23 protein-coding genes are annotated in these 20,975 nt (G+C 40.2%); 19 read left to right on the top strand and 4 right to left on the bottom strand.

The features are described 5' to 3' along the window. Positions 1–8: 8 nt before the first annotated feature. The 17 genes from wecB (at position 9) to fabZ (ending at position 14,424) form a co-directional block, all read left to right on the top strand. Entirely contained in the window at positions 9–1,115 is a 1,107-nt protein-coding gene (gene wecB / locus KMHG_RS03605; protein ID WP_010287056.1) for a non-hydrolyzing UDP-N-acetylglucosamine 2-epimerase, read from the top strand. Between the two features lie 467 nt (positions 1,116–1,582). Then, positions 1,583–1,954 carry an ATP synthase subunit I gene (locus KMHG_RS03600; protein ID WP_010287054.1) on the top strand — a complete coding sequence of 124 codons (372 nt, stop codon included), beginning with the start codon at positions 1,583–1,585 and terminating at the stop codon, positions 1,952–1,954. A gap of 35 nt (positions 1,955–1,989) precedes the next feature. Next, entirely contained in the window at positions 1,990–2,703 is a 714-nt protein-coding gene (gene atpB / locus KMHG_RS03595; protein WP_010287051.1) for a F0F1 ATP synthase subunit A, read from the top strand. Between the two features lie 74 nt (positions 2,704–2,777). Further along, on the top strand, positions 2,778–2,999 hold the full coding sequence (gene atpE / locus KMHG_RS03590; protein ID WP_010287050.1) for a F0F1 ATP synthase subunit C: 222 nt from the start codon (positions 2,778–2,780) through the stop codon (positions 2,997–2,999). 202 nt (positions 3,000–3,201) lie between these two features. Next, positions 3,202–3,723 (top strand): F0F1 ATP synthase subunit B, encoded by a 522-nt coding sequence (gene atpF, locus KMHG_RS03585; RefSeq protein ID WP_010287049.1) that lies wholly within the window; start codon positions 3,202–3,204, stop codon positions 3,721–3,723. After that, positions 3,720–4,256 (top strand): F0F1 ATP synthase subunit delta, encoded by a 537-nt coding sequence (locus KMHG_RS03580; protein WP_010287048.1) that lies wholly within the window; start codon positions 3,720–3,722, stop codon positions 4,254–4,256. Before atpF ends, KMHG_RS03580 begins: the two co-directional genes overlap by 4 nt. Before the next feature lie 29 nt (positions 4,257–4,285). After that, on the top strand, positions 4,286–5,806 hold the full coding sequence (atpA, locus tag KMHG_RS03575) for a F0F1 ATP synthase subunit alpha (RefSeq protein WP_010287047.1): 1,521 nt from the start codon (positions 4,286–4,288) through the stop codon (positions 5,804–5,806). A 44-nt stretch (positions 5,807–5,850) separates the two neighbouring features. Next, on the top strand, positions 5,851–6,705 hold the full coding sequence (gene atpG / locus KMHG_RS03570; RefSeq protein WP_010287045.1) for an ATP synthase F1 subunit gamma: 855 nt from the start codon (positions 5,851–5,853) through the stop codon (positions 6,703–6,705). 47 nt (positions 6,706–6,752) lie between these two features. Further along, positions 6,753–8,177 (top strand): F0F1 ATP synthase subunit beta, encoded by a 1,425-nt coding sequence (gene atpD, locus KMHG_RS03565; protein ID WP_010287042.1) that lies wholly within the window; start codon positions 6,753–6,755, stop codon positions 8,175–8,177. A gap of 25 nt (positions 8,178–8,202) precedes the next feature. After that, the gene (locus KMHG_RS03560; RefSeq protein WP_010287039.1) at positions 8,203–8,610 is read left to right on the top strand and encodes a F0F1 ATP synthase subunit epsilon; all 408 of its coding nucleotides are present in this window, start codon (positions 8,203–8,205) and stop codon (positions 8,608–8,610) included. Positions 8,611–8,767: 157 nt separating this feature from the next. Beyond that, entirely contained in the window at positions 8,768–9,013 is a 246-nt protein-coding gene (locus KMHG_RS03555) for a DUF1146 family protein (protein ID WP_010287037.1), read from the top strand. A gap of 314 nt (positions 9,014–9,327) precedes the next feature. Beyond that, positions 9,328–10,635: a UDP-N-acetylglucosamine 1-carboxyvinyltransferase gene (gene murA / locus KMHG_RS03550; protein ID WP_010287035.1), complete on the top strand. Its 1,308-nt coding sequence runs from the start codon at positions 9,328–9,330 to the stop codon at positions 10,633–10,635. A 262-nt stretch (positions 10,636–10,897) separates the two neighbouring features. Further along, a complete protein-coding gene (mreB, locus tag KMHG_RS03545) occupies positions 10,898–11,911 on the top strand; it encodes a rod shape-determining protein MreB (protein WP_010287033.1) in 1,014 nt (337 codons plus the stop codon). Between the two features lie 30 nt (positions 11,912–11,941). Next, entirely contained in the window at positions 11,942–12,778 is an 837-nt protein-coding gene (locus KMHG_RS03540) for a flagellar hook-basal body protein (RefSeq protein ID WP_010287031.1), read from the top strand. 13 nt (positions 12,779–12,791) lie between these two features. Beyond that, on the top strand, positions 12,792–13,646 hold the full coding sequence (locus KMHG_RS03535; protein ID WP_010287030.1) for a flagellar hook-basal body protein: 855 nt from the start codon (positions 12,792–12,794) through the stop codon (positions 13,644–13,646). Positions 13,647–13,664: 18 nt separating this feature from the next. Then, a complete protein-coding gene (locus KMHG_RS03530) occupies positions 13,665–13,934 on the top strand; it encodes a DNA-directed RNA polymerase subunit beta (protein ID WP_010287023.1) in 270 nt (89 codons plus the stop codon). A gap of 55 nt (positions 13,935–13,989) precedes the next feature. After that, on the top strand, positions 13,990–14,424 hold the full coding sequence (fabZ, locus tag KMHG_RS03525) for a 3-hydroxyacyl-ACP dehydratase FabZ (protein WP_010287021.1): 435 nt from the start codon (positions 13,990–13,992) through the stop codon (positions 14,422–14,424). A gap of 36 nt (positions 14,425–14,460) precedes the next feature. On the opposite strand, the gene KMHG_RS03520 is transcribed toward fabZ, so the two are convergent. Further along, the gene (locus KMHG_RS03520) at positions 14,461–14,898 is read right to left on the bottom strand and encodes a YwpF family protein (RefSeq protein ID WP_238984664.1); all 438 of its coding nucleotides are present in this window, start codon (positions 14,896–14,898) and stop codon (positions 14,461–14,463) included. A 182-nt stretch (positions 14,899–15,080) separates the two neighbouring features. On the opposite strand from KMHG_RS03520, the gene KMHG_RS03515 reads away from it, so the two are divergent. Then, on the top strand, positions 15,081–15,458 hold the full coding sequence (locus KMHG_RS03515) for a single-stranded DNA-binding protein (protein WP_010287018.1): 378 nt from the start codon (positions 15,081–15,083) through the stop codon (positions 15,456–15,458). Positions 15,459–15,543: 85 nt separating this feature from the next. Here the strand turns inward: KMHG_RS03515 and KMHG_RS03510 are convergent, their stop codons facing one another. Together KMHG_RS03510 and KMHG_RS03505 are read right to left on the bottom strand one after the other, a co-directional pair. Further along, a complete protein-coding gene (locus tag KMHG_RS03510) occupies positions 15,544–18,309 on the bottom strand; it encodes a DEAD/DEAH box helicase (protein ID WP_010287014.1) in 2,766 nt (921 codons plus the stop codon). After that, positions 18,306–19,877, bottom strand: coding sequence for an SWIM zinc finger family protein (locus tag KMHG_RS03505; RefSeq protein ID WP_010287012.1), 1,572 nt, complete (start codon positions 19,875–19,877; stop codon positions 18,306–18,308). Before KMHG_RS03505 ends, KMHG_RS03510 begins: the two co-directional genes overlap by 4 nt. 288 nt (positions 19,878–20,165) lie before the next feature. Here KMHG_RS03505 and KMHG_RS03500 point away from each other — a divergent pair, with 288 nt between their 5' ends. Continuing rightward, complete coding sequence (locus tag KMHG_RS03500) at positions 20,166–20,612, top strand: transcriptional regulator (RefSeq protein ID WP_010287010.1); 447 nt, start codon at positions 20,166–20,168, stop codon at positions 20,610–20,612. A gap of 232 nt (positions 20,613–20,844) precedes the next feature. Here the strand turns inward: KMHG_RS03500 and KMHG_RS18680 are convergent, their stop codons facing one another. Continuing rightward, complete coding sequence (locus KMHG_RS18680) at positions 20,845–20,952, bottom strand: zinc ribbon domain-containing protein (RefSeq protein ID WP_439097671.1); 108 nt, start codon at positions 20,950–20,952, stop codon at positions 20,845–20,847. Positions 20,953–20,975: the final 23 nt, after the last annotated feature.

Raw genomic sequence — 20,975 nt, 5'->3', positions numbered from 1 at the left:
GTGTACCAATGAAGTTGAAAGTCATGACGGTATTTGGTACGAGACCGGAAGCAATCAAGATGGCGCCACTCGTACTAGAACTGCAAAAGCGTAACGACATCGAGACGATCGTAACAGTTACTGCTCAGCATCGTCAAATGCTTGATCAGGTGCTCGAAACATTCAAGATTACGCCAGATTATGATTTAAATATCATGAAAGCGCGTCAAACGCTCATCGACGTCACAACACGTGGTTTAGAAGGGCTAGATGCCGTCATGAAAGAAGCGCGTCCTGACATTGTTCTCGTGCATGGCGATACATCAACGACATTCGTTGCAAGTCTCGCAGCCTTTTACAACAAAATTCCGGTAGGTCATGTTGAAGCAGGGCTTCGCACAGGCAATAAATTCTCTCCATATCCAGAAGAGATGAATAGACAGCTTACGGGCGTAATGGCAGACATTCACTTTGCGCCGACAGAACAAGCAAAACAAAATTTACTTCTTGAAAACAAAAGAGGGGAGTCGATTGTCGTTACAGGTAACACAGCGATTGATGCGCTGAAAACGACGATTGACGACGCGTATACGCACCCAGTGTTAGCCGCATTAAAAGGAAAGCGTATGATTTTACTGACGGCTCACCGTCGTGAAAACTTAGGCGAACCGATGCGTCATATTTTTGGTGCGATAAAACGTCTCTTACATGATCATGAAGATGTCGAAGTCGTTTATCCAATCCATTTAAACCCAGCTGTACGAGAAATCGCACAAGACGTGCTAGGGGATGAAGGAAGGGTGCATTTAATCGAGCCATTAGATGTATTCGATTTTCATAATTTCGCTGCGCAGTCATATATGATTATGACTGATTCAGGTGGCGTACAAGAAGAGGCTCCCTCACTGGGCAAACCGGTGCTCGTTTTGCGTGATACGACGGAACGCCCAGAAGGTATTCAAGCAGGTACATTAAAACTAGCGGGGACAGAAGAACAAAAAATTTATCACTTAGCTTCTGAACTATTAAATGACAAGGTAGCTTACGAAAAAATGGCTCATGCATCGAACCCATATGGGGATGGTCATGCGTCTGAACGCATTGTAGAGGCGCTAATTACTTTTTTACAAAAATAGTTAGTGAAATGAATAAACGATTCTCGCTTTAAGATGTCGTGAAAAAGCTCGCTTAGGTTGTTTGAAAACGTTGAGATAACAACGTTTTACAAAAACTACACAATTTTGTCAACAAATCGACAAAAGTTATTTGCTTGTGAAGTTTTTCACTCTAAGCAATTGACATGAAATATTCACTATTGTATGCTAACAAAGGGTAAAATGATAAAGTTATTATGGCTCTACTATATCTTTCGTTTGACAAAACGCCGAGATTGCGAATATCAAATTTTTAACAAAAATGTAGTATTCACAAACTAAGGCGTTTATTTAGACACTTTAAATAAGTAGATTCATACTTTATCTCTCACATATAGGGAGCTAGTTTCCCTCCCGCATTTGTAGTTTAACGCTACTTATCCGGTATTTACCGGTGGTCAGCTAGTACTTCCATCATTCGAAAAAAAGATTCAGGAGATTAAAGGCCAATGGTAGAAATGCATCGTATTTATAGAAGGCTTCGAAAGTTCATTCTTTTATTCCTTCTCGTATGCGCGTTAGGCTGGGGTTTTACGTCTTATAACACTGTATTCGCTGGTCTCGCATTAGGTGCGCTTTGCGGTCTATTTAATTTTTGGAATCTAATCCGAAAAATGGAAAGCTTTGGTCGTAAGGTGGAACAAGGACAGAAACAACGTTCTTTAGGGACACTTATCCGCTTCGCTTCTGCAATTTTAGGGGTCGCTATTGCAATCTCTTACCCGCAGTACGTGAGCGTCGGATACACGGTCATTGGATTAATGATTCCGTACGTTCTGCTTTTAGTGGACAGGATCGTATTTCATTTAAAAAACCAATAAGCTTGGCGCATTCGAAAGAGAGGTGAACACACAAAATGGATCACAAAAATCCGCATTTTGAATTTCTAGGACTTGGTTTCAACCCAGCGACACTTATGATGGTAACTATCACATGTGTTATCGTGCTTCTAATCGCAGTATTAGCAACACGTAAGCTATCTATGAAACCAACTGGGATGCAAAACTTCATGGAATGGTTAATGGACTTCGTTCGAGGTATCATTGGCAGTAACATGGACTGGAAAACGGGTGGTCGATTCCACGTATTAGGGATTACATTAATCATGTTTATCTTCGTAGCTAATATGTTAGGTCTTCCATTCTCTATCCAAGTAGACGGTTATTTATGGTGGAAATCACCAACAGCCGACCCAGCGATTACCTTAACACTAGCAGTTATGATCATTACATTGTCTAACTACTACGGTATTAAATTACAAGGTTTCGGTGGCTACGCAAAAACATTCGTTACACCGATGTGGTGGTTATTCCCAATTAAATTAATTGAGGAATTCGCTAACACATTAACATTAGGTCTTCGACTTTATGGTAACATCTACGCAGGTGAGGTTCTTTTAGGCTTACTTGCAGGTCTTGCAGGCATGTGGCATGGCGGCGGTATTATTGCTGCAATCATCCCAACATTAGCATGGCAAGGTTTCTCTATTTTCGTTGGTACTATCCAATCGTACATTTTCGTTATGTTAACAATGGTTTATATGTCTCACAAAGTGAGTCAGGACCATTAGTATAAAATTGCCTAGGAAACTAGGCAGCTGACAACCAAAAAAATTTTATTATTTCCAAGGAGGAAAACATTACAATGGCAGGTTTAGGTTTAATCGCAGCAGCAATCGCAGTTGGTTTAGGTGCACTTGGTGCAGGTATTGGTAACGGTCTTATCGTAGGTCGTACAGTAGAAGGTATCGCACGCCAACCAGAATTAAAAGGTCTTTTACAAACAACAATGTTCATCGGTGTCGCTTTAGTAGAGGCACTTCCAATCATCGCGGTAGTAATCGCATTCATCGTAATGAACAAATAATTTCGATTACGATTTAAAATGGCGAAGTATAGCTTCGCCATTCCTTTATGTTTCACCAAATCCTTTCGAACTATGAGGAGCCTACGTGTAGGAGTACAGTAGTTCACATGATTTAACTATTTGTAGAACGTTTCGTTTTACTTTTCATAACAGTAAGATTTAACAATGAATTTTATAAGCTCTTGAAGGGAGTGAAACAATCGTGTTTCTAGATCATCTAGTACTTGGATCAGCAGAACATGGCGTAAACTGGGGCGACATCGTCTTCACTTTAGTTATGTTCATTATCTTAATGGCGATCCTGAAAAAAGTAGCATGGGGTCCTTTAATGGGTATCATGCAAAAACGTGAAGAACAAGTTGCCAATGATTTAGACGAAGCTGCAAAGAATCGTCAAGAATCTCAACAACTTTTAGAAGAACAACGTAGCCTTTTAAACAAAGCTCAAAACGAAGCACAGGCGATTGTTGAAAACGCGAAGAAACAAGCTGAAATGCAAAAAGAAGAGATTGTTTCTGCAGCTAAAAATGAAGCTGCTCGTTTACAAGAATCAGCTAAACGTGATATCGATGCTGAACGTGAAAAAGCTATTGCTGCAGTACGCGAAGAAGTGGTATCACTTTCTGTACTTGCTGCTTCTAAAGTTCTTGCGAAAGAAGTATCTGAAGAAGATAATCGTGCTCTAATCAACGAAACGATTGCGAAGGCAGGGGAAGCTCGATGAGTCAATCACCTGTAGCTAAACGTTATGCCGAAGCACTTTTTCAATTAGCGCAAGCTCATAATTCTGTTGATGCTGTTACAGCGGACATGGCAGAAATTAAAAAAGTTTTAGCAGACAATAAAGATCTTAACGTTCTTTTAAACTCTCCTAAAATTCCAGCAACTGCGAAACGTCAATTATTTGACACTGTTTTCGCAGGTGCACAACAAATCGTGCTAAATGCACTAAAAGTAATTTTAGATAAGGGCCGTCTTTCAGAGCTATCAGATATCGTGAATGAATTCATGACAATCGCATACAATGCATCTGGTGCTGCTGAAGCAGTTGTTTACTCAACAACTACCCTTACTGAAGATGAACTTAACCGTATTTCAACTACTTTTGCTAAAAAAGTTGGTAAAAATACGCTTCATATTACAAATGAAATTGATCCATCTTTATTAGGTGGTATCAAAGTACAAGTAGGTAATTTAATTTACGATAGCACAATTGCTACGAAATTAGAAAGCTTAAAACGTACATTAATCGGTTAATCCGAAAACAATCTTGAGAGGTGACAAACGTGGGCATCAAAGCTGAAGAAATCAGTGTACTAATTAAACAGCAGATGGAAAATTACCAATCTGAAATGCAAGTTAGCGAAGTCGGTACAATCATCACTGTTGGTGACGGTATCGCTCGTGTTCACGGTCTTGATAACGTTATGTCAGGCGAACTTTTAGAGTTCTCTACAGGCGTTCTTGGTATGGCACAAAACTTAGAAGCTAATAACGTAGGTATCGTTATTCTAGGTTCAAGTGACGGTATTAAAGAAGGCGACGAAGTTAAACGTACAGGCCGTATTATGGAAGTACCAGTTGGTGAAGAACTAATTGGTCGTGTTGTAAACACATTAGGTTTACCAGTTGATGGACTAGGTCCAATCAACACAACTAAAACTCGTCCGATCGAAAGCCCAGCTTTCGGTGTAATGGCTCGTAAGTCAGTAGACCAACCATTACAAACAGGTATTAAAGCAATCGATGCTTTAGTTCCAATCGGTCGTGGTCAACGTGAGTTAATCATCGGTGACCGTCAAGTAGGTAAAACATCTGTAGCCGTTGATGCAATCATCAACCAAGCTGACCAAGATGTTATTTGTATCTACGTTGCAATTGGTCAAAAAGAATCTACAGTTCGTAACTTAGTAGAAACTTTACGTACACATGGTGCACTAGACTACACTATCGTTCTTACTGCGTCAGCATCTTCTCCATCTCCAATGTTATACTTAGCTCCTTACGCTGGTGTATCTATGGCCGAAGAATTAATGCTACAAGGTAAAGACGTACTAATCGTATATGATGATCTTTCTAAGCAAGCAGCAGCTTACCGTGAACTGTCATTATTATTACGTCGTCCTCCAGGTCGTGAAGCTTACCCTGGTGATGTATTCTACTTACACTCTCGTTTATTAGAACGTGCAGCTCGTCTTAACGAAAACTACGGTGGTGGTTCAATCACTGCTTTACCATTCGTTGAAACACAAGCTGGTGATATCGGTGCATACATCCCAACAAACGTAATCTCTATCACTGATGGACAAATCTTCTTACAAGCTAACTTATTCAACTCTGGTGTACGTCCAGCAATCAACCCAGGTCTTTCTGTATCTCGTGTTGGTGGTTCTGCACAAATCAAAGCAATGAAAAAAGTAGCTGGTACATTACGTCTTGACTTAGCTCGTTTCCGTGAATTAGAATCATTCGCACAATTCGGTTCTGATTTAGACGAAGCTACAATGCGTAGCCTTGAACGTGGTAAACGTACTGTTGAAGTTTTAAAACAAGACTTAAACAAACCAATCCCAGTTCAAAAACAAGTTGCAATCATTTACGCTTTAACTAAAGGCTTCTTAGATGATATCCCAGTACAAGATATCGTTCGTTTCGAAAAAGAATTCTACTTATGGTTAGACGCTAATGATGCAAGCCACAAAAACATTTTAGGTCAAATTAAAGACACTAAAGCTCTTCCAGCAGATGAAGATATGAAAGCTACTATTGAAGCCTTCAAAAAAACTTTCGCTCGTTCAGCTGAATAATTAGTGGCATTTAACTTAAAATAATAAGGTGGTGAAATATATCAATGGCAACTTTACGTGAGGTCAAACAACGTATTAATTCGACGAAGTCTACTTCTAAAATTACATCAGCAATGCACTTAGTTTCATCTTCTAAGATGTCGCGTGCTGAACGTAATGCGAAGAAATACGTTCCATATATGAACAAAATTCAAGATGTAGTTGCTGCTATCGCTAACGGTACAGCCGCTTCACACCCTATGCTAGTTGAACGCCCAGTTAAGAAGACTGCTTACATCGTAATCACTTCTGACCGTGGTCTAGCAGGTGCATTCAATACGAACTCTATCCGCCAAGTCACAAACGCTATGGAAGAACGCAATCAAACTTCTAAAGACGCAGTGATCTTTGCAGTAGGTCGTATGGGTTCTGAGTTCTTCACGAAGCAAGGTTTCGAAGTAGCCGATTCTGAAATCGGTTTACCAGACCAACCAGCTTTCGCGGATATCAAACGTATTGCTCGTACTGCTGTTGGTATGTTCACAGATGGTAAAGTCGATGAAGTAGTAATGTGTTACGCACACTTCGTAAACGCTGTTTCACAAGTGTTCCAACAACGCAAATTATTACCAATCACTGATATCGCACCAGCAACTACAAATGCATCTTATGAATTCGAGCCATCAGGCGAAGAAATCTTAGAAGTATTACTTCCACAATATGCGGAAAGCTTAGTATACGGTGCATTATTAGATGCTAAAGCTAGTGAACATGCTGCACGTATGACAGCAATGAAAAACGCAACAGATAACGCTAAAGAATTAATTAGCGATTTAACAGTATTGTATAACCGTGCGCGTCAAGCGGCGATTACACAAGAAATTACAGAAATCGTTGCCGGTGCTGCAGCCTTAGAATAGGCGCACCCGCAATGACCCTGTAGATTTTGATAGGAGGGAAACGCATAATGAACACAGGACACGTTCTTCAAATTATGGGTGCCGTAGTCGATGTACAATTCGGCGAAGGTGCACTACCAGAAATTTATAACGCGCTAACTGTAGAAATTAACAAACCTAACGAAGAACCAACTACTTTAACTCTTGAAGTAGCCCTTCACTTAGGTGATAACGCTGTCCGCACGATCGCAATGGCATCAACTGATGGCTTACGTCGTGGTGCAGTTGTAACTGACACAGGTGCTGCAATCTCAGTACCAGTAGGTAAAGAAACACTAGGTCGCGTATTTAACGTACTAGGCGATCCAATCGATTTAGAAGCAGGTAAAGAACCAATACCAGCTTCAGTTCGTCGTGATCCAATTCACCGCGAAGCTCCAAAATTCGATGAATTATCTACTTCTGTAGAAATTCTTGAAACAGGTATTAAAGTAGTCGATTTATTAGCTCCTTACATCAAAGGTGGTAAAGTCGGTCTATTCGGTGGTGCCGGTGTAGGTAAAACCGTTTTAATCCAAGAATTAATCAACAACATCGCCAAAGGTCACGGCGGTATCTCTGTATTCGCAGGTGTTGGTGAACGTACTCGTGAAGGTAATGACCTTTACTACGAAATGACTGACGCAGGCGTAATTACAAAAACTGCAATGGTATTCGGTCAAATGAATGAGCCACCAGGTGCTCGTATGCGTGTAGCACTTTCTGGTTTAACAATGGCAGAATACTTCCGTGATGAAATGGGTCAAGATGTACTTCTATTCATCGATAACATCTTCCGTTTCACTCAAGCAGGTTCTGAAGTATCAGCATTATTAGGTCGTATGCCTTCTGCAGTAGGTTACCAACCAACTCTTGCAACAGAGATGGGTAAACTACAAGAACGTATCACATCTACTAACAAAGGTTCTGTTACATCTATCCAAGCGGTATATGTACCAGCCGATGACTATACTGACCCAGCGCCAGCTACAACTTTCGCTCACTTAGATTCAACTACGAACTTAGAGCGTAAATTATCTGAAATGGGTATCTACCCTGCGGTTGACCCATTAGCTTCAACTTCTCGTGCATTAGCACCAGAAATCGTTGGTCAAGAACACTACGACGTAGCTCGTCGCGTTCAATCAACATTACAACGCTACCACGAATTACAAGATATCATCGCTATCTTAGGTATGGATGAATTATCTGATGAAGATAAAGTATTAGTTGGCCGCGCTCGTCGTATCCAATTCTTCTTATCTCAAAACTTCCACGTAGCAGAACAATTCACTGGTCAAAAAGGTTCTCTTGTTCCCGTGAAAGACACTATTCGAGGTTTCAAAGAAATTCTTGAAGGTAAATACGATAAATTCCCTGAAGAAGCATTCCACTTAGTTGGTGGCATTGATGATGTTATCGAAAAAGCTAAAGGCTTAGGCGTAACACTTTAATCATAGGGACTAGGAGGAAGAAAATATGAAGACCACTGTAGTCAACATTGTCACTCCTGACGGCCCAGTATACGATTCAGAAGCTTCAATGGTAAGTGTGCGTGCGACATCTGGTGAAATGGGTATCCTACCGGGACACATTCCAACAGTTGCACCACTTGCCGTTGGTGTTGTTCGCGTACAAACTGCGAATAATAAAACTGAATTAGTAGCAGTTAGCGGCGGGTTCGTTGAAATCCGTGCTGAACAAGTTACTATTTTATCACCTTCTGCAGAGATGGCTGACTCTATCGATCTTGCGCGTGCAAAAGAAGCACTTAAACGTGCTGAAACACGCTTACAAGCGAAAAAAGACGGCGTCGATGTGAAACGCGCTGAGGCTGCTCTTAGCCGTGCAATCAATCGTATCAACGTTAAAGAGGGTAACATTTAAGCTTTGGGCTTAATATAAGATGAGTAGATTTTAATCTACTCATCTTTTTTTTATATTTTTTTCCTTCTATATAATAAAAGGGTGTCTTCAGGCATTTGATTGATGATGAGATATTCGATTATTATAGGTATAACTAATGACAAGGGCGGTGAGTGTATTGAGCGAAGTATCAACGATGATTGGGCAGAACGCACTATTTAGTTTAATGTCTCATATTTTCTTTATTGCGATCACATTTTACGGATTACAAAGTCTCATGTATAGTCAATGGTTTAAAAAAAACCATGTATTTCAAACGCAATTAATTTTAATTTTATTAAGCATCGCAATCGGCGGTACTGCTTCAAATGTGTTCTTAGCGTTCACAGGTTGGGCACGCCAGTTAGGCTATTTATTTTCGTAGTATTTTTTTGCTTTTTGTCATAGATGGTATAATGAAAAAAAATTTCGTTAAAACTAAATTGTTTGAAAATAAATGTAGAGAATAATTTACTATTTCCCAGGGAATAAAGGAATGGAAGTAGGCACGCACAATAAATTTGTGTTAAAATTTAAAAAGGTCAATTGAAATTAGTGTTTTGGATGCTTGTCAATACCAAGAAAACCATGTATCATTATATGTGTTTTGCTACTAATAATTGACAACAGACTTTAAAAATTAACAATGAATAGATGATGAAATTTTTTTTGATATAAATACATTCGGAGGGACAAAAAGTGGAAAAAATTGTTGTAAAAGGCGGCAATGTGTTGAACGGTACAGTACGAGTAGAGGGCGCTAAAAACGCAGTCTTACCAGTACTTGCTGCAACATTACTTGCATCAGAAGGACAAAATGTAATCAAAAATGTACCAAACTTATCAGACGTATATACAATCGATGAAGTGTTAAAAAGTTTAAACGCAGATTTAACATACGATCCAGAAACAAACATCGTTAACATCGATGCGTCCAACGAAATTAATTCAGAGGCTCAATTCGAATTCGTACGTAAAATGCGTGCTTCAATTTTAGTGATGGGTCCATTATTAGCGCGTAACGGTTTCGCACGCGTTGCAATGCCAGGTGGCTGTGCAATTGGTTCTCGTCCAATCGATATCCACTTAAAAGGCTTCGAACAAATGGGCGCGAAAATTACAATGGGTCACGGTTATGTAGAAGCAACAACTGATGGTCGTCTTAAAGGCGCAAAAATCTATATGGATTTCCCATCAGTAGGTGCAACTGAAAACTTAATGACAGCTGCAGCATTAGCTGAAGGTACAACAATTATCGAAAACGCAGCACGCGAACCAGAAATCGTTGACCTTGCAAACTTTATCAACGAAATGGGTGGTAAAGTTGTCGGTGCAGGTACAGATAAAATCCGTATCGAAGGTGTCGAAAAATTACATGGTACAACACATAGCATCATTCCTGACCGTATCGAAGCTGGTACGTTCATGGTAGCCGCAGCAATTACTGGCGGTGATGTGATCGTTGAAAACGCTGTAATCGAGCACATGACAGCACTAGTTGCTAAAATGCGCGAAATGGGCGTTGAAATTACAGAACTTGAAGATGGTGGTGTACGTGTACGCGCAACACATCCATTAAAAGCAACAGATGTAAAAACAATTCCACACCCAGGTTTCCCAACAGATATGCAATCACAAATGATGGCACTAATGCTTGTTGCTGAAGGTAGCAGCATGGTAACTGAAACAGTATTCGAAAACCGTTTCATGCACGTTGAAGAATTCCGTCGTATGAATGCAAACGCTAAAATTGATGGCCGTTCAGTTGTGATCGAAGGCCCTACAAAATTACAAGGTGCTGAAGTAGCTGCAACAGATTTGCGTGCAGCTGCAGCATTAATTCTTGCAGGCCTTGTAGCGGAAGGTATTACACGCGTATCAGAATTACGTCACTTAGATCGCGGTTACGTAAACTTCCACGGTAAGCTAAAAGCATTAGGTGCAGATATCGAACGTATCGACACTGAAAAAGAAACAGCAGACGAAAAAGAACTTCAAAAGGCTTAGTACTGTCATTATTTTATAAATTATAATCTGAAAGAGTTCCTTCTTTAGAAGGAGCTCTTTTTTATTTGCTGTCATTTTATAAAAAATATAAGTCCCAAGTCGGGGCGAATATTTTATTTCACGTAAGAAAAATGTTATAGATTTCACTAAATTGCTCTATATTCGCCTTTCCTCCCTATGTTAAACTATTGTAAGTTACGTATGTAGAGCACGCTTTTTTACTAAATTCACAATATTTTTTTACGAAAGGGGAAACATGAACATGTTTTCAAATGATATCGGAATCGATTTAGGAACGGCGAACGTATTAGTATATGTTAAAGGACAGGGGATCGTATTAAATGAACCATCTGTTGTAGCGCTAAATCAAAGCACGAAAAAAGTATTAGCAGTCGGAGAAGAAGCACGTCTGATGGTTGGACGTACGCCAGGAAGCATTATTGCAGTACGCCCATTACAAGATGGTGTCATTGCCGATTTTGATACGACAGAAGCGATGCTAACGCATTTTATTAGCTCATTAAAATTAGGTGGTCGTTTTTCTAAAAAACCACGTATTTTAATTTGCTGTCCAACGAATATTACATCGGTAGAACAAAATGCTATTCGTGAAGCAGCGCAAAAAGCAGGCGGCGGTACAGTTTACTTAGAAGAAGAGCCGAAAGTAGCAGCAGTAGGCGCAGGCATGGATATTTTCCAACCATATGGCAACATGGTCATCGATATCGGTGGCGGTACGACAGATATTGCTGTGCTATCACTAGGTGGCGTCGTTACTTCTAAATCATTGAAAGTAGCAGGCAACTTATTCGATAAAAATATTGCTGAATATGTGAAAAAACATCATAAGTTATTGATTGGTGAACATACGGCAGAGCGTATTAAAGTTGAAGTGGGTACTGTGTTAAAAGATGGCCGTCAAGAAGAGACAGAAGTGCGTGGACGCGACATGATTAACGGTTTACCACGTACGATTACGATTACGTCTAAAGAGGCACAAGAAGCGGTAGAAGATGCCGTACACCAAATCGTACAAGGTGCCAAAAGTGTGTTAGAACAAACACCACCAGAATTATCAGCAGATATTATCGACCGCGGTGTGATGTTAACGGGCGGTGGCGCGTTAATTCACGGGCTGGACCAATTGTTGACAGAACAATTACTAGTGCCGGTATTTATTGCAGACAACGCAATGAACTGTGTTGTAGACGGTACAGGTATTTTGTTAGAAAACATAGATAAGGTTGCAAAAAGCAAAAAATTAGTCGAAATATAATAGTAGTACAACAAAGGAGAGATTTTATCGATGTTTAAAGGATTTTATACAGCGGCGACAGGCATGATCGCACAACAACGTCGTACGGAGATTTTGTCTAACAACGTCGCTAATGCGAATACACCAGGTTATAAAGCTGATCAATCGACTGTGCGCGCATTCCCAAATATGCTCCTTTCAGCAATTCAAAAAAGTGGTAAAGCCAGTCTATCAAATGGTTTTAATCCAAACTCAACATTAAAAATTGGGGAACTTGGTACAGGCGTATACGTCCAAGAAACGATTCCTGATTATACACAAGGTCAACTTGTACAAACAGATTTAAAAACAGATATCGGCATGAGCCAAGAGTATGTACCAGAAAATGAAGATGGATCAACAGGGGCACTGTTCTTCCGCTTGCAAACAGATACTGGTGAAGCATATACACGTAACGGTAACTTTACACAAGATGGATCAGGTAATCTCGTTACATCTAACGGCAATTACGTACTATCGACAACTGGTGAACCAATTCAATTACAAAGTGCAGACTTCCAAGTAACTACAGATGGTCAAGTAATTGAAAATGATGAACTTGTTGCACAAATTGACGTCGCTTATGCAGAGGACCCAAATAGGTTATTAAAACAAGATAATGGGTTATACTATACAGAAGAGGATGAAGAACCACTTGAGTCAATTGTTGGCGACGGTGAGTATACATACTCTCTAAACCAAGGTTACGTTGAACAGTCAAATGTTGATGCAGCATCAACGATGACAGAAATGATGTCCGCTTACCGTTCATTTGAAGCAAACCAAAAAATGCTTCAAGCGTATGACCGCAGCATGGATAAAGCGGTTAATGAAATCGGGAAAGTTTAGGAGGCACATGTAAATGTTTAACCGTACAATGGTATCAGCTTCGAACACAATGTCGCAGCTACAACAAAAAATTGATAGTATCGGTAATAACTTAGCGAATACAGATACAACTGGATACAAGTCTGAAAATGCAACATTTGGTGAGTTATTGTATCAACAATACAATAACGATAAAAAGGACAAATCACCGCGTCAAACGCCAATTGGCATTCGTACCGGTGTTGGGGCACAAATTGCGCAAACGCAACTAAAACAAGCGCAAGGCAGCTTAAAAACGACGGATCGCTATTTAGATTTCGCGTTAACGAAAGAAAATCAATATTTTAATGTCCAAATGGGAGATCGTCATGACCCGGATAACATGCAACAAATCGGTGTAACACGTAATGGTAATTTCCAACTGTCACCGAATGAAGACGGCACGATTAATTTAACAGATGCGAACGGCAACTTAGTGTTAGATGAAAATAATGAAGAAATCGTCTTCAAAGGTGACCTTGAAAATATCGGTATGCGTGAGAACGGTACGATGGAAGTTGAATATAAAGATGGTACGACAGAAAAAATTGGATTAGGAATTACACAAATTGAACGTCCTGATCTCATGGTTCATCGAGCAGGAAACTATTTAATCATTCCAGATAATTTTGATGAGTTAGATATTAATATTGACGATGTGTTAACAGATTTGACGGGTGAAGAACGTAGTCAAATCGGCTTGCAAAATGGCGCGCTTGAACAGTCAAACGTAGATATGTCTGCCGAAATGACAAGCTTAATTCAAACGCAACGTTCATACCAATTCAACTCACGTACCGTTTCAATGGCTGACCAAATGATGGGACTTGTAAACAGCATTCGATCTTAGAATGAAGGGACAAGGACAATGACTGAACAACAAAAACAAACACGTATGCAAAAGCGTCAACAACAGACAGCTCCTGAAGAAACGACTGACATACAACAACCAATTGTCACAGTAAACTTCGGCTCTTGGATTGTGCGCATTTTAATCGTCGTTGTATTAGTAGCGGCAGCAGCCGTTTTAGGTGCAATGATTGGCTATGGTGGTATCGGAGACGGTAACCCAATGCAAGTATTAAATCCAGGAACGTGGACGCATATTTTCGATATCATGAATGGTAAGACAGAGTAGTTGTGGTATACTATTAGTATCAGGTAATAATTTATTCACTAGGAGGTACTAATGTATGCTAGACGCAACACAAATTCAATCAATTTTACCGCACCGCTATCCATTTTTACTTGTCGATCGTATTATCGATATGGAAGAAGGGATCCGCGCGGTCGGTCTTAAAAATGTGTCGATCAATGAACCGTTCTTCCAAGGTCATTTCCCGGGGTATCCAGTGATGCCAGGTGTATTGATTGTCGAAGCAATGGCACAAGTAGGCGGTGTCGCACTGCTCTCAAAAGAGGAGTTTAAAGGACACTTAGCTTTCTTAACAGGGATTGATAATGCGCGTTTTAAACGCCAAGTAACTCCTGGTGATCAATTAAAAATGGAAGTCGAATTTACACGTCTTCGCCGTCAAATGGGGAAAGGTCACGCTGTGGCAACCGTTGATGGGGAACTCGTTTGTGAATGTGATATTTTATTTGCAATTGGACCGGCAGCTGAATAAAAATGAAGAGGTTAGGCATATGCCTAACCTCTTTTTTTACGGTTTAATGCGCGGGCGCTCTTTCATATCGCGTGCGAAGCGGTCCACGAGGGCATCGCTTTCTAAACCTTCTTTAATTAAATGTTCGAGCAATAACTCTGCATATTGCTGGCGATTTTGCGTTTTGAGCGTACCTTTAAATAATACGGAAATACGTCCGTCACTCGTATATTTGAGTCCTTGTACGAGCACACGGAAAGCAGCTGGCTCGTTATCAGGGTAAGAAATAACTGCACGCACTTCTAAAATCGTATCGGTATTGATGAGATGTTTGAAATCATCTGCATACTCGGCATCACAAAATATTTCGAGCACCCACGATTGGTGGCTACTTTCTTGATTAATAATAATCCCATCTTCTAAAAAATATCTTTTAAAGCCGTCGCCTTGGAATACTTCAAACGACATTAATTTAAACGTTTTCAACTGCTTCATCACCTTTCATATCCAGTCTTTTTTTTAGTATAGCATATGCGATTGTTGAGAAAACAGCATTGCTATTGCCGGATTTGTGCACGATTTTTTATAAATACAAAGATGATGCGCCTCATTTCTCACGATACGCTCTTCGTCAAAAGAATGCTTATCTTTTATAGTAACGGTGTGGAGGTGATGGTTTGAACAAAGTCGTTCTAACTGGACGTACGACGAAACAGGTAGATTTACAATATGTCGGTCAAAAGCAACAACCGAGAGCGCGTTTTACGTTAGCCGTTACACGTCGCTATAAAAATGCAGATGGCATGTCGGAGACAGATTTTATTCAGTGCGCTGCGTGGGGAAAAATAGCTGAAAATATGAGCATTTATTGTGGGAAAGGGTCACTCGTTTCCATAAGTGGTCGGTTGCGAAGTGATTCGTATATGAATGACCAGCAACAACGTATTTATGTGACAGAAGTTGTTGTGGATGAAGTAGAGTTTCTCGTAACGAAAAAAGATGAGGACCCATTAAAACATTTCGAACCAATCGATTCAGTAGAAGTACTATTTTAAAATGTATAGTTGAGGAAGAAGTGCGTTAGAGGTGGCGCATTTCAACGCAAAAAAGCGCCTAGCGGAAACTAGGCGCTTTTGCGTGTTAATAAGAAAAGCTCAGTAAATTTTTTAATTCATCATCATTTAACTCCGTAATCCAATTGCTAGATTGGATAAGTTGTTCTGATAACGTTTGTTTTTCTGTCAGTAACACATCAATTTTTTCTTCGATTGTGCCCGTCGTCATAAATTTATGGACGTGGACGAATTGCGTTTGACCGAGACGATATGCGCGGTCGGTCGCTTGGTTTTCAACAGCCGGATTCCACCAACGATCGGCATGCAAGACGTGGCTTGCCGCGGTTAAGTTTAATCCTGTACCGCCAGCTTTTAATGACAAGATGAAAATCGGGAAGTCGCCGCGTTGGAACGACTCAACGAAATGGTCACGTTGCTGTTTCGGCATACTACCTGTTAAAAATGGTACGTCGATGTCGTATAGCTCAGAGAAGCAATGTTGCATTAAGTGACCCATACCGATGTACTGTGTGAAGATTAAACATTGCTCGCCATTTTGTACGATTTCTGCACCGAGATTGACGATGCGCTCTAATTTTTCAGAACGATGAATCATATCTTCAGCATTATCGAATGGCTCTTTTAAATACAATGTGGGGTGGTTGCACAGTTGTTTTAACTTACCGAGCATTTTTAAAATCAGCCCTTTACGTTCAAAACCTGACAACGTTTCAAGTTTGTGCATCGTTTCTTGAATAAAGCTTTCATATAGCACTGCTTGTTCTTCCGTTAATGGGCAATATTCACGTTGCTCAATTTTATCTGGTAGGTTCAGACGTAAATCAGGGTCTTGCTTCGTACGACGCAGTAAGAACGGCTGAATTTTTCGACGCAACTGTTCTTTTACTTCATCGCTATTATCACGTTCAATCGGTGCGATGTATTGCTCTTGGAATTTCGAAAAGCTACCTAAATAGCCTTTATAAATAAAGTCGAAAATAGCCCATAGCTCAGACAGTCTGTTTTCAACCGGCGTACCAGTAAGAGCGATATGATGCTCACCGCGTAGACGGCGAATCGCTTTCGACTGTTTCGTATTCATATTTTTAATGTTTTGCGCTTCATCAAGTGTGACGTTTGCCCATTCCATTGATTCTAATAAATCAATGTCTTGTGTAACGGTACCGTACGTCGTTAACATAATTTGCACGTCATCACGTACAACCATTTTCGTTAAGTCAGATTCTTTCAAACGTTTTGCACCGTAATGTAAGTACGTATTTAACGATGGGGCAAAGCGTTCGAGTTCTTTTTGCCAGTTGCCGAGTACAGAAGTCGGGCAAATGATGAGCGTCGGTTTTGTCGCTGTTTTGTAGACGTGGAGTAAATACGAAATTAATTGAATCGTTTTCCCAAGTCCCATATCGTCGGCAAGACAGGCACCGAATTTTTGCTCACGCATGAACACGAGCCAATCAAATCCGATTTGTTGATATGGGCGTAATTCCGCTTGCAACGTTTCCGGAGCAGGAATTTCTGGCAGCCCTTGTTTATCGACAATTTTTTGTACGTAATCTTTTAATGAACGCTGTAGTTCAAATTGTAATACAGGGTCATCTAATTCGGAGTCATCTTCCATCTCCATCGGCAAGCTCAATTCTTGCGCAACATCTTTGAACAATAAATCACGCACCGTCCAGTTTTCATCTTCTGCTTTTTCCATGAGTTCACGAATTTCTTGCATCCATGCAGCATCGACACGAATCCATTCCGTACCAGCACGAATAAACTCACGATTTTCTGCAACCATTTTTTCGAATTCTTCAATGCTCACATCATGACCATCTAATGATAGTTTCCAGTTGAACGTTAAAATTTCATCTAAGCCGGCAGCTGATTTGTAGTTAGAAGCGGTAGAAGCACTCGCTTGTACTTTCATGCGAGATTCTTTCAATTCTTTTAACCAACCCGGTAGCACGATTTCAAAACCGAGCGCTTGTAAGTAAATGAAGTCGGTGCTTAAAAACTGACGAACATCTTGATCTGTTAAATCGACGCGAATAAAACGGTCATTTGCTAAATGTGCGCCGTACGGTTTCAATGTCAATAATTTCAACATTTGCGCTTGCATTTGTTGCACATCTGCACAGTAATCGCTCCATTTATTAGGCATTGCACGTTCAATCGTTAGTTTGCGCTTGCTGGCTGGAACGGTCCAATAGCTTGCAGATTTTTTCGCACGTAATACCGTTTCAAGCGTCCACATCGTTTCACCTTCATCTGGTTCACGAAGGCGGAGCGCGACGATGAGCGCATCTTTTATATGTTTTGGTTGAATCGGCCAACCACCATCTTTAAAGATTGGCAGTAGATGCGTTAAATCTTCATGACGAAGGCCGGCATCGTGCATTTTTTGTGTCAGTGCAAGCTCTAATAAATGATTGATAGCTTGGTCTTCTAACGTCACGTGTAGTGCATCTTCTGTAATATCGATATGATCCCATAAAATGTCACTATACCAATAGTTACCGGCACGTATCGCAGCGTCTAAAATCGCATTGTCATAAACCGTTTTGCCGACGTAACTTGCGAACGGATGCATTTGTTGTGGTGAGAAAAGTTCGATCATATCAAGTGGTGATAATAAAATCGAATCCTCGGTCATATTCGCCGTTAAGCCGAAAAAGCCGCGTTCATAACGGAAATAAAGGAAAGATACCCAATCTTCAGCTTTGAGCGCAGTGCCCGTCGTTGCATCGTATGCAGAAAGCGCGTAGACGTTGTTCATCTCCGAAATCTCTAGCATAAACGACTTTAAAAAAGTATCCGGAACATGCTTAGTCATTGTCATAGCATTAAGTTTCCTTTCTCGATTTCTTCTTGTAAGGCGCGTAAACGCTTGTAGCTTTGTTTTAACGTCGTTACATAATCATTCCAAAATTCATTTTTCGCTGATTTTTTCGCAGCGGTTTTCATTTTTTTCCATACGCGTACTGCTTGTTTATAATGTTGGCGTGATTTTTGATTGACTTCCTTCATCGCTAACGTATGATAAAGCGGCAATAGTGCTTCTGGTTTTTCATCGAGTACGTCTCGCATTCCGCACAATTCTAAATAGCTAAGTGACGAAGGGAAGCGTTGATGCAATGCAGCCCATTCGATAAAACGTTGTTGTTTAATTAAATAGCGCGAATACGGTTGAATGCCGTACATACCCGATGCTGCAAAGAGTAATTCATTTTCGGCATCTGTTAATGAGACGTTTTTACATAACTCATTAAATTCTGCGACAAACGATGAACGGTAGCGTGCAGCAAGCCATTCATTAATAAAGACGTTTAAATGACTGAGCATCGCGCGAATGATCATCGCAAGCATCTCATCGTAGCCGTTGCGGTTTGCGAAATGCGCTAAATCCGTCCATACGAGCAATTGTTTTGATTCGATGGCTTCAAGCATTCGTTCAAATTCAAGTCGTTTATCGAGCATAATGTAAAACATCGCATAAACGACATTTAAATCAACGTCGTCCGATAAATGACGCTCTTGTTGTAAAACGTTCAGTTCGATTTCACGTGAACGTTTATCTTCGAACATTGATTCCCAAAATAGCGTATAAATATTAAGGCGTTCATCAAAATAGCCATCTTGATGTAATAAGAAATAGTTCACAACTTGTTGCAGTGATTCATAAAACGGATCAAGCGCAAAAAGACGTGACTTCGTCGATGATTGACGAATCAGTTCTTTTAATTGTTCTGCTTCATGCTCAATAAAATTAATGTAGTGTGAACGAGAAGCTTCCGCTGTCGCCTGTAAATGTTTCCAAGTGTGTGAAAGCAGGGCAATGCGCGTAAACAGTTGATACATGCTACTCCATTCTCGTTCAAGTGGTGTATAACGATTAATTTGTTGAAGCATATCCGCAAAAATGCTCTCCATTAAATATGGATTAATTTTTTGCTGATTGTATAAATTTTGGCGATACACTTGTTGCACAAGTTTTAGCCAAGATTCGGGCGTACGTTCTTCATTTAATAAGCGAAGTTGTACGTTCTTTTTATTACGAAAATCTTCTAGCCACCCTGCTAGAGAGTCAACATATTGATAAAGTGTAAACAATGCCGCTAATTGGTGGCGACAAGGCTTTTTCATCGGACAGTCACAATTCGTTTTCGTTTCATTCGTCAAAATTGTCACTGTCGGTGTACCAGCATCTTGTACCGCAAATTGAATGCGTCCAAGATCTGCACGGAAACTACGCAGCTTCACATAATTGTGACGCGCTAAAAAAGCAGCGCGGCGTACCGTTTCCTCATCATTATTATTAGAGGAATCGAGTTCAATGCTTAATTCAATCATTTTATTACGTAAAAAATCTTCATATAAATGAGCGATTTCTGACACGTTTGTATTCATATAAGTATCCCGTCCTCAAAAAAAATCTTTCTCTCCATTATAGAACGATTCAGGAAACAGGTAAATGTTTTAGATTCAAACAACTTTTTCATAGTCTAATCGTTCGATTTGAAACAGTACATGTGTAAAATATATTGATTGGTGGTATTATATAAGTAGTCAGAATATTGCGGTAAGACAGCGGTAATCATCGAAAGTTGTTAGCTTCAGTTCTTTAGGCACCGTGACCGCAATAGGCCCCAAGTATTTAAGGATCTCAATATTCCTTTTTAAAGGAGGGGAAAGGCCATGTTACAAATCCGTCGAATCGAACCGTTCTATACGAAACGCGTAGGGGATCGTTTAAAACTCGTCTTCGCTTATCAATATTTTTCAGTGTTAAAAGATGATGAGCTATTCAACTTCATTCCGGTCGAGGGCAAAGAGATTATTATTAACTTAAAAACGCTACAAATCGAAAACTTATCCGACGTTTTCGTTTTCCAACGAGGTAGCCGTTTCATCCGCCTACCGTTGTATCAATTATTGCTCGTCTCAAATATCCATGATCATCTGCAAAAGATTTTAGATGACCTAGAGTTGAAAAAAGAGCAAGACGAGGCGCGCGCTGCAGCACATTCAGAATTTGAAATGCTCTTTACAGAAATGGAAGACCAAAACCGCCTTAATCTAATTGATGTAGCGCTCGATCGCCGGGATAAGGCATTATTCGATGACCTCACTAACATGCGTTAAAGGAGCGATATCAGTGAATTGCTATTATGACTGTCAACGTCGGCATCTATACTCTGAAGAGTGTGGATGCCTTTTTTGTAGAGAAAATATCATTGAAGCCGATATTGAACTACCCCCACTTAGCCGTTCTTCGAACATGCTTGAAGTGGGGGATTCCTACGAACAGCGCTTGCTTGTTTCCACTTGCTCGAAACAGTGGCTTCACTTTTTGAGTAGGCGAGCCCCGTAGTTCCTACGGTTGTTGATATAATATCCTTAATCCCTCAGCTAAAATATTTTGACTTGCGTTAATATCTCGGTCTAGTTCCGTACCGCAAGATGGACAAGTCCACACACGAATATCGAGTGATTTTTTACCATCCT

Source organism: Kurthia massiliensis (assembly GCF_000285555.1).
Taxonomy (GTDB): Bacteria; Bacillota; Bacilli; order Bacillales_A; family Planococcaceae; genus Kurthia; species Kurthia massiliensis.
This window is presented reverse-complemented; position numbering and strand designations above follow the sequence as displayed.

Bases quoted from the DNA above. Each gene is read 5' to 3' on its own strand.
- wecB (WP_010287056.1), top strand. From the start codon at position 9: ATGAAGTTGAAAGTCATGACGGTATTTGGTACGAGACCGGAAGCAATC.
- KMHG_RS03600 (WP_010287054.1), top strand. From the start codon at position 1,583: ATGGTAGAAATGCATCGTATTTATAGAAGGCTTCGAAAGTTCATTCTT.
- atpB (WP_010287051.1), top strand. From the start codon at position 1,990: ATGGATCACAAAAATCCGCATTTTGAATTTCTAGGACTTGGTTTCAAC.
- atpE (WP_010287050.1), top strand. From the start codon at position 2,778: ATGGCAGGTTTAGGTTTAATCGCAGCAGCAATCGCAGTTGGTTTAGGT.
- KMHG_RS03580 (WP_010287048.1), top strand. From the start codon at position 3,720: ATGAGTCAATCACCTGTAGCTAAACGTTATGCCGAAGCACTTTTTCAA.
- atpG (WP_010287045.1), top strand. From the start codon at position 5,851: ATGGCAACTTTACGTGAGGTCAAACAACGTATTAATTCGACGAAGTCT.
- atpD (WP_010287042.1), top strand. From the start codon at position 6,753: ATGAACACAGGACACGTTCTTCAAATTATGGGTGCCGTAGTCGATGTA.
- KMHG_RS03560 (WP_010287039.1), top strand. From the start codon at position 8,203: ATGAAGACCACTGTAGTCAACATTGTCACTCCTGACGGCCCAGTATAC.
- mreB (WP_010287033.1), top strand. From the start codon at position 10,898: ATGTTTTCAAATGATATCGGAATCGATTTAGGAACGGCGAACGTATTA.
- KMHG_RS03540 (WP_010287031.1), top strand. From the start codon at position 11,942: ATGTTTAAAGGATTTTATACAGCGGCGACAGGCATGATCGCACAACAA.
- KMHG_RS03535 (WP_010287030.1), top strand. From the start codon at position 12,792: ATGTTTAACCGTACAATGGTATCAGCTTCGAACACAATGTCGCAGCTA.
- KMHG_RS03530 (WP_010287023.1), top strand. From the start codon at position 13,665: ATGACTGAACAACAAAAACAAACACGTATGCAAAAGCGTCAACAACAG.
- fabZ (WP_010287021.1), top strand. From the start codon at position 13,990: ATGCTAGACGCAACACAAATTCAATCAATTTTACCGCACCGCTATCCA.
- KMHG_RS03520 (WP_238984664.1), bottom strand. From the start codon at position 14,898: ATGAAGCAGTTGAAAACGTTTAAATTAATGTCGTTTGAAGTATTCCAA.
- KMHG_RS03510 (WP_010287014.1), bottom strand. From the start codon at position 18,309: ATGACAATGACTAAGCATGTTCCGGATACTTTTTTAAAGTCGTTTATG.
- KMHG_RS03505 (WP_010287012.1), bottom strand. From the start codon at position 19,877: ATGAATACAAACGTGTCAGAAATCGCTCATTTATATGAAGATTTTTTA.
- KMHG_RS03500 (WP_010287010.1), top strand. From the start codon at position 20,166: ATGTTACAAATCCGTCGAATCGAACCGTTCTATACGAAACGCGTAGGG.